The organism is Shigella sp. FC1661, from assembly GCF_001712525.1.
GTDB classification, from domain to species: domain Bacteria; phylum Pseudomonadota; class Gammaproteobacteria; order Enterobacterales; family Enterobacteriaceae; genus Escherichia; species Escherichia coli.
This window is the reverse complement of record NZ_MDGW01000277.1, coordinates 20,704-29,760: the sequence shown is the minus strand read 5'-3', so window position 1 is coordinate 29,760 and position 9,057 is coordinate 20,704. Positions and strand designations below refer to the sequence as shown.

General features: G+C 48.4%; 4 protein-coding genes and 2 pseudogenes. 3 read left to right on the top strand and 3 right to left on the bottom strand.

What is annotated here, in order from left to right:
* Nucleotides 1-350, bottom strand: a pseudogene (locus tag BFF42_RS15665) (transposase); the annotation flags it as partial.
* 74 nt (nt 351-424) lie between these two features.
* Here BFF42_RS15665 and BFF42_RS15660 point away from each other — a divergent pair.
* Together BFF42_RS15660 and rcsC are read left to right on the top strand one after the other, a co-directional pair.
* A pseudogene (locus BFF42_RS15660) lies at nt 425-580 on the top strand (DUF2135 domain-containing protein); the annotation flags it as partial.
* 274 nt (nt 581-854) lie between these two features.
* A complete protein-coding gene (rcsC, locus tag BFF42_RS15655) occupies nt 855-3,704 on the top strand; it encodes a two-component system sensor histidine kinase RcsC (protein WP_000875999.1) in 2,850 nt (949 codons plus the stop codon).
* Between the two features lie 85 nt (nt 3,705-3,789).
* On the opposite strand, the gene rcsB is transcribed toward rcsC, so the two are convergent.
* Nucleotides 3,790-4,440 carry a response regulator transcription factor RcsB gene (gene rcsB, locus BFF42_RS15650; protein WP_001061917.1) on the bottom strand — a complete coding sequence of 217 codons (651 nt, stop codon included), beginning with the start codon at nt 4,438-4,440 and terminating at the stop codon, nt 3,790-3,792.
* A 16-nt stretch (nt 4,441-4,456) separates the two neighbouring features.
* Entirely contained in the window at nt 4,457-7,117 is a 2,661-nt protein-coding gene (gene rcsD, locus BFF42_RS15645; RefSeq protein ID WP_001249156.1) for a phosphotransferase RcsD, read from the bottom strand.
* A gap of 738 nt (nt 7,118-7,855) precedes the next feature.
* Between rcsD and ompC the strand changes: the two genes are divergently transcribed.
* Nucleotides 7,856-8,986: a porin OmpC gene (ompC, locus tag BFF42_RS15640; protein ID WP_000865598.1), complete on the top strand. Its 1,131-nt coding sequence runs from the start codon at nt 7,856-7,858 to the stop codon at nt 8,984-8,986.
* The last annotated feature ends 71 nt before the right edge of the window (nt 8,987-9,057 follow it).

Genomic DNA, 9,057 nt, shown 5'->3' with positions numbered 1-9,057 from the left:
CACTTGGCAGAGTGTGACCACAGGATAATGCGCTCTGAGTTTCCCGATTATCGAGAACTGTTCAGGGAGTCTGACATCAAGAGCGCGGTAGCCTTTTTTAATATTTCATTCTCCATTTCAATGCGTTGTAGCTTTTTCCTCAGCTTACGTATTTCGATTTGTTCTGGTGTTATCGGAGAGGCTTTTGGTGTTTTGCCCTGACGCTCATCACGCAGTTGTTTGACCCATCTTGTCATTGTGGAAAGGCCAACATCCATAGCTTTGGCGGCATCTGCCACCGTGTATTTCTGGTCAACAACCAGTTGAGCGGATTCGCGTTTAAACTCTGCGCTAAAATTTCTTTTTTTCATTGGAGCACCTGTGTTGTTCTGAGGTGAGCATATCACCTCTGTTCAGGTGGCCAAATTCAGTGTGCCACTTCAATATCAACTACTATGGTGGGCGCAGCGAAACGGAATTAACCACCGCCCAACTGACGCTGATCACCGATGAAGGATCGGTCAATGAGAAACAGGAAACATTTATTGTACCGATGCGTAATGCTGGCGAGCTGACGCTGGTGAAAAGTTTTGACTGGTGATCCATCCCTTCACACAACCTGGCTCTCTCTTTTTTCAGATAAGACTGCTGGGCGATCTGCCGACGCCAGGATATAACCATTAACAAGCGTCGGCAGATTGGTCATTTCTTATTTTTCGTACTGAGAACTGTCCATCTACTCCGGCTTTCCTGGTTAAGGCAATGGTTTCTAAGCGATACGCATTATTGCAATAATGACAGAACATTGCGGTAACACGCTTTTACCGCTACCTTAACCACACTCCATCGGTCACCTGAGGCGGAGCTTCGCCCCTTTGAAATACCTTGCTTCTTTTCGTACAACCCTGAAAGCCTCGCGCTACATGTTCAGAGCATTGGCGTTAGTGCTCTGGCTGTTGATTGCTTTTTCATCCGTTTTTTACATCGTTAATGCGTTACATCAGCGAGAATCGGAAATTCGTCAGGAATTTAATCTGAGTTCCGATCAGGCTCAGCGCTTTATTCAACGCACCTCTGATGTGATGAAAGAGCTGAAGTACATCGCCGAAAATCGCTTATCGGCAGAAAACGGTGTGCTTTCCCCGCGTGGACGAGAAACGCAGGCGGATGTGCCTGCGTTTGAACCGCTGTTTGCCGACTCCGATTGTTCCGCAATGAGTAACACCTGGCGAGGTTCTCTGGAGTCATTGGCGTGGTTTATGCGCTACTGGCGCGATAATTTTTCTGCGGCTTACGATCTAAACCGGGTATTTTTAATCGGCAGCGATAACCTCTGCATGGCCAATTTCGGTCTGCGTGATATGCCAGTGGAACGCGATACCGCGTTGAAAGCTTTGCATGAACGCATCAATAAATATCGAAATGCACCACAAGATGATAGCGGCAGTAACCTCTACTGGATCAGCGAAGGTCCGCGCCCTGGCATCGGGTATTTTTACGCGTTGACGCCAGTTTATCTGGCGAACCGGTTGCAGGCGCTTTTGGGGGTCGAGCAGACCATCCGGATGGAGAACTTTTTCTTACCGGGTACGTTGCCGATGGGGGTTACCATTCTTGATGAAAATGGTCATACCCTGATTTCGCTTACCGGACCAGAAAGTAAAATTAAGGGCGATCCTCGCTGGATGCAGGAACGCTCCTGGTTTGGCTATACGGAAGGGTTCCGGGAGCTGGTGCTGAAGAAAAATCTGCCACCCTCATCGCTAAGCATCGTGTATTCGGTGCCGGTTGATAAGGTGCGGGAACGCATTCGCATGTTGATCCTTAACGCAATTTTGCTGAATGTGCTTGCCGGAGCTGCATTGTTTACTCTCGCACGGATGTACGAGCGACGTATTTTCATTCCGGCGGAAAGCGACGCCCTGCGACTGGAAGAACATGAGCAGTTCAATCGCAAGATTGTCGCCTCCGCGCCAGTGGGTATCTGCATTTTGCGTACCGCTGATGGCGTCAATATTTTAAGTAACGAACTGGCGCATACCTATCTCAATATGCTTACGCATGAGGACCGCCAACGACTGACGCAAATTATCTGTGGGCAGCAGGTCAATTTTGTTGATGTCCTGACCAGCAACAATACCAATCTGCAAATCAGCTTCGTCCATTCGCGCTATCGTAATGAAAACGTGGCCATTTGTGTGCTGGTGGATGTTTCTTCGCGCGTGAAGATGGAAGAGTCGTTGCAGGAGATGGCACAAGCAGCGGAACAGGCGAGCCAGTCAAAATCGATGTTCCTTGCCACCGTCAGTCATGAGCTGCGAACGCCGCTGTATGGCATTATCGGTAACCTGGATCTGTTGCAAACCAAAGAGTTACCGAAAGGCGTCGATCGGCTGGTGACGGCAATGAACAACTCTTCCAGCCTGTTGTTGAAAATTATCAGCGATATTCTCGATTTCTCGAAGATTGAATCGGAACAGTTGAAGATCGAACCGCGTGAGTTTTCACCGCGTGAAGTGATGAACCACATCACCGCCAACTATTTACCGCTGGTGGTACGCAAGCAGTTAGGCTTGTACTGCTTTATTGAACCGGATGTGCCAGTGGCCTTAAATGGCGACCCGATGCGTTTACAGCAGGTCATCTCCAACCTGTTGAGTAACGCCATAAAATTCACCGATACCGGCTGTATAGTTTTGCATGTCCGCGCTGATGGCGATTATCTCTCTATCCGTGTTCGCGATACCGGCGTGGGGATTCCGGCGAAAGAAGTGGTGCGCTTGTTTGATCCCTTCTTCCAGGTCGGAACGGGCGTACAGCGAAACTTCCAGGGGACCGGTCTGGGTCTGGCGATTTGTGAAAAACTGATCAGCATGATGGACGGCGATATCTCGGTAGATTCAGAACCGGGAATGGGCAGCCAGTTTACCGTGCGTATTCCGTTGTACGGCGCTCAGTACCCGCAGAAAAAAGGCGTGGAAGGGTTGAGTGGTAAACGCTGCTGGCTGGCGGTCCGCAATGCGTCGCTCTGTCAGTTCCTGGAAACTAGTTTGCAGCGCAGCGGCATCGTCGTTACAACATACGAAGGGCAGGAACCGACTCCCGAAGATGTGTTAATTACTGACGAGGTAGTGAGTAAAAAATGGCAGGGTAGAGCGGTAGTGACCTTCTGTCGTCGCCATATTGGTATTCCGCTGGAGAAAGCGCCAGGGGAGTGGGTACACAGTGTGGCTGCCCCGCATGAGCTACCGGCATTGTTGGCGCGTATTTATTTGATCGAGATGGAGAGCGACGATCCTGCTAACGCTCTGCCGTCGACGGACAAAGCGGTCAGCGATAATGACGATATGATGATTCTGGTCGTGGATGATCATCCGATTAACCGACGTCTGCTGGCAGATCAGTTGGGATCGTTGGGCTATCAATGTAAAACCGCGAATGATGGTGTCGATGCGCTTAATGTACTTAGCAAGAATCATATTGATATCGTGCTTAGCGACGTCAACATGCCAAATATGGATGGTTACCGCTTGACGCAACGCATTCGTCAGTTGGGACTGACGTTGCCGGTAATCGGAGTAACTGCTAATGCGTTGGCTGAAGAGAAGCAGCGGTGTCTGGAGTCCGGTATGGACAGCTGCCTGTCGAAGCCGGTAACGCTGGATGTGATAAAACAGACGCTGACGGTATATGCCGAGAGGGTCAGGAAATCGCGGGAATCGTAGGACGGATAAGGTGTTTATGTCGCATCTGGCATTCAGTGCAAATGCCAGATGCGACGCTGACGCGTCTTATCTGGCCTACAGGTGATTAGTCTTTATCTGCCGGACTTAACGTCACTGAAGAGAGATAATTCAGCAGGGCGATATCGTTCTCGACACCCAGCTTCATCATCGCAGATTTCTTCTGGCTACTGATGGTTTTAATACTGCGGTTCAGCTTTTTAGCGATCTCGGTCACCAAGAAGCCTTCCGCAAACAGGCGCAGAACTTCACTCTCTTTTGGCGAGAGACGCTTGTCACCGTAACCACCAGCACTGATTTTTTCCAACAGGCGAGAAACGCTTTCCGGGGTAAATTTCTTCCCTTTCTGCAGCGCGGCGAGAGCTTTCGGCAGATCGGTCGGTGCACCTTGTTTCAGCACGATCCCTTCGATATCCAGATCCAATACCGCACTAAGAATCGCCGGGTTGTTGTTCATAGTCAGAACAATGATCGACAGGCTTGGGAAATGGCGCTTGATGTACTTGATTAAGGTAATGCCATCGCCGTACTTATCGCCAGGCATGGAGAGATCGGTAATCAACACATGCGCATCCAGTTTCGGCAGGTTGTTGATCAGTGCTGTAGAGTCTTCAAATTCGCCGACAACATTCACCCACTCAATTTGCTCAAGTGATTTGCGAATACCGAACAAGACTATCGGATGGTCATCGGCAATAATTACGTTCATATTGTTCATGTAATAGGCTACCTTGCTACAGCAAGCTCTTGACATAACTGTCAATGTCGCTGATGTATTTTTCTATTCCTGGAACATCCTTCTCACGAATCAGATGTTCCAGCGTTTCACATAACTGCTTGCCGGGTACCAGATTTAGCATGGCAAATACGCCTTTAAGACGATGAGCCGTTTGGGCTAACGCAGCAAAGTCACTGGTTGCTGCTTCAGTATACAGCCTCTTAACATCATCCGGTACTGTGTCTACAAAGAGCGCATAATAGCCGCTGGCATGGAGTTGCGCATTTTCATCTCCGCCCAGAGGCGATTCTGTCACCTCTTCCTGCGCCAGTTGCACTTCAATTAATTGTAAGACCGCTTCCTGCATAGCGTTGCTCATATTGAAGTTGACGCACAATTGACCAGGCCCAATTTCTCGTACGCCAGACTCATCATCGCTTAAAAGCAAGCCAGAGGCAGTAAGATTAGACGGATTATCCGTTAAAAAGATATCATAATCTTGACTAATTAATCTTTCATCGGGTGTGATACAGGTTGCACCCCAATTTTCTAACTGGCGAGTGACAATATTCCGAATTTCTGCCGAAGTAACATCCACCATTACGCAGACATCATCCAGTAAACGCTCTTCTTCCTCTTCAACTTCCGGGTCAGCGGCGAGCATTTTGATATGCACAGAGTAGCGTGTACCAAGCCCATCCCGCGTTTTGATGTTTAAATGACCGCCCAGTTTACGCGCCAGTTGATCGCTCAGCCAGAATGCCAGCGGGTCCGCCTTGCCATAGCGATCGTTTTGGGGCTGGTTGATAAACGGGAAGTGCAAATTATCCATTTCATGAATACTTACGCCTTCTCCCGTGTCCAGAATGCGGAATGTCAGGCGGTCTTCAGAGGACTCATCCTGATCAACCTCAAGGGTGATTTTTCCCAATTGCGTTGAGGTCACGGCATATTGCATCAGTAGCAGCAAAATACGTCGTAAGGCATCGCGATCGCCGCGGCGCATATCGTGTGCTTTCAGATGATTGTTAATCAGCAGTTGCAGACCTTTACGCTTGATGGCAGGCAACACTGAAGGCACAACTTCATCAATTAAATCCTGCACGGAGAACAGCACCGTCTCACTTTTCCAGCTATCGTCCGCAAGCATGTTCGCTAACTGTATTTCATCGACCAGCCGCACCAGCACATCTGCCTGATTCGCCAGTTGTTTGCTTTCCGGGGCGTTGAGTTTAGCCGCGCTCTCCGCCAGGGACTGTGCGGGTTCTTTCAGCGCATCGCCAATGTTTTTCATAAAGGTCATCCGCCCCTGCTGGTTTTTCTCATACAGACGCTGCGCCTGCTTGAGTTTCTTGTTTACCAGCACTTCGCGATCCTGATCGCGAATAATGAAAATTTGTGTGCGCGGCGCGACCTGGCTGCGGAACATGCGGATCTCATACAGCTCGTTATTGATCGTCGCCTGAATAATCCCCTGATGCTGTTCCGCCATGGTGGTGATGTTTTGCAGATTCAAATGCGGCAGCAAATGATCGGCAATTTTGTTACTTATGACAGTGCGGTTCGATTCCTGATCGTGAACCAGCAGGCCGAGCGGCAGCAGTGAGACTATCTCTTCATTAATTGCCCGTAAAATGCGCAATTCGTTATTGACCGCCGTGCTGGGTAGACTTTCTGTACTGCGGCTGGAGAAATGGCGGAATGTGGTATAGCCAAATAACGCCAGCGCCAGCAAACCGATGTTCAGCAGCAGTGGCAGCAGAATGTTTTGCAACGTATCCAGCAATAAGGTGCCATAAGGAACCTGCCAGACCAGGCGCACATCGGTAGAGTTGAGTGCCGAGGAGATTTCAATCTTCGTACTGTTAAAGTGGATACTGACGCTATCCGTCCCTTCTTTCTCATTATCATTGTCTCCCGTTGCCGTCGCGTCTGGCTCAAGGCGGAAACTGTCCAGCGGCATACCCGGTGGGATCAAATCATTAATCGGTAGATCAAAAGCTACGACCGTTGCCAGATGTCCCGGCTGGTTGAACGTGGTACGCAAGGTAAAGTAATGACCGTTCTGCCAGGCCAGGCGGCGCATGTTAGAAAAACTTTCGCGTTCATCGAGGGCGTTGGCCTGTTGCAACATCTCTGCACGACGTGAATCAACAATGTCGCTGACGGTCGATTCTTTAAATCCGGAGGTGAGATCTTTGAGGGGCAGGGTTGAGATCAGCACCAGACTGTTATCCTGACCATTCAGGTAATACATCGACCACGGTACATTTTCTGCGCCCCACAATGTGTCCAGATAGGTGGACATCCGCTGAGTCATCTCAAGCGTTGAGTTGTCGTGAGAGCCAAAGATTAACGCTTCCGTTTTGCGGCGCGGTTTCTCCAGATAGTAGACATCCTGTTTCAGGAAACCTTCGCCGGAGGAGGGGGAGGTCGTCGCGGCAATGTTGTCGTAGATCTGCCAGGTCACGTAACGCCAGGTATTGACGCGCTTTTGGATAGCGTGGGTAATGTCGACAATCTGGTAACTTTTATCTTTCAGCCATGCGTTAACGGCGCTTTGTACCATTACACCCATCGTCACCAGTAACACAATGATCAACAGTAAAAAGAAGCGGGTAATGCTCCCCGGTAGGAGTGAAAAGCGGGTCGTGGCCGTTGTCTCTTTCTGACGCATTCGTGTTTATGATCTGTTAAAACTTCGCGAAGTGATAGGGCAGTATAAAGGGTACAGTGTGAAATTCCAGACTCTTACCTGATTGATGATTCTCTATTCTCCCGTGATATTTATCATCCTGCATTGGGGGAAATAGATGTACAAGCTCCATTTTGCTGTACAAATAACCTACAAAAAGCCCAACGAAATTAATTGCAAATAAACGATGATTGCTGGAAATTATGCTGATGTTAATTATTTGTGAAATAGTTAACAAGCGTTATAGTTTTTCTGTGGTAGCACAGAATAATGAAAAGTGTGTAAAGAAGGGTAAAAAAAACCGGATGCGAGGCATCCGGTTGAAATAGGGGTAAACAGACATTCAGAAATGAATGACGGTAATAAATAAAGTTAATGATGATAGCGGGAGTTATTCTAGTTGCGAGTGAAGGTTTTGTTTTGACATTCAGTGCTGTCAAATACTTAAGAATAAGTTATTGATTTTAACCTTGAATTATTATTGCTTGATGTTAGGTGCTTATTTCGCCATTCCACAATAATCTTAAAAAGTTCCCTTGCATTTACATTTTGAAACATCTACAGCGATAAATGAAACATCTTAAAGGTTTTAGTATCATATTCGTGTTGGATTATTCTGCATTTTTGGGGAGAATGGACTTGCCGACTGATTAATGAGGGTTAATCAGTATGCAGTGGCATAAAAAAGCAAATAAAGGCATATAACAGAGGGTTAATAACATGAAAGTTAAAGTACTGTCCCTCCTGGTCCCAGCTCTGCTGGTAGCAGGCGCAGCAAACGCTGCTGAAGTTTACAACAAAGACGGCAACAAATTAGATCTGTACGGTAAAGTAGACGGCCTGCACTATTTCTCTGACAACAAGTCAGAAGACGGCGACCAGACCTATGTACGTCTTGGTTTCAAAGGCGAAACTCAGGTTACTGACCAGCTGACCGGTTACGGCCAGTGGGAATATCAGATCCAGGGCAATACCTCTGAAGACAACAAAGAAAACTCCTGGACCCGTGTGGCATTCGCAGGTCTGAAATTCCAGGATGTAGGTTCTTTCGACTACGGTCGTAACTACGGCGTTGTTTACGACGTAACTTCCTGGACCGACGTACTGCCAGAATTCGGTGGCGACACCTACGGTTCTGACAACTTCATGCAGCAGCGTGGTAACGGCTTCGCGACCTACCGTAACACCGACTTCTTCGGTCTGGTTGACGGTCTGAACTTTGCTGTTCAGTACCAGGGCAAAAACGGTAGCGTAAGCGGCGAAGGCATGACCAACAACGGTCGTGGCGCTCTGCGTCAGAACGGCGACGGTGTCGGCGGTTCTATCACTTATGATTACGAAGGCTTCGGTATCGGTGCTGCAGTTTCCAGCTCCAAACGTACTGATGATCAAAATGGTAGCTACATCAGCAATGGTGTAGTTCGTAACTACATCGGTACTGGCGACCGTGCTGAAACCTACACTGGTGGTCTGAAATACGACGCTAACAACATCTACTTGGCTGCTCAGTACACCCAGACCTACAACGCAACTCGCGTAGGTTCCCTGGGTTGGGCGAACAAAGCACAGAACTTCGAAGCTGTTGCTCAGTACCAGTTCGACTTCGGTCTGCGTCCGTCTGTAGCATACCTGCAGTCTAAAGGTAAAAACCTGGGTGTCATCAATGGTCGTAACTACGACGACGAAGATATCCTGAAATATGTTGATGTTGGCGCGACCTACTACTTCAACAAAAACATGTCCACCTATGTTGACTACAAAATCAACCTGCTGGACGACAACCAGTTCACTCGTGACGCTGGCATCAACACTGATAACATCGTAGCTCTGGGTCTGGTTTACCAGTTCTAATCTCGATTGATATCGAAAAAAGGGCCTGCGGGCCCTTTTTTCATTGTTTTCAGCGTACAAACTCAGTTTTT

What these genes read in the sequence shown, in the direction of transcription:
- rcsD (WP_001249156.1), bottom strand. Translation starts at nt 7,117, where the DNA reads ATGCGTCAGAAAGAGACAACGGCCACGACCCGCTTTTCACTCCTACCG.
- ompC (WP_000865598.1), top strand. Translation starts at nt 7,856, where the DNA reads ATGAAAGTTAAAGTACTGTCCCTCCTGGTCCCAGCTCTGCTGGTAGCA.
- rcsB (WP_001061917.1), bottom strand. Translation starts at nt 4,440, where the DNA reads ATGAACAATATGAACGTAATTATTGCCGATGACCATCCGATAGTCTTG.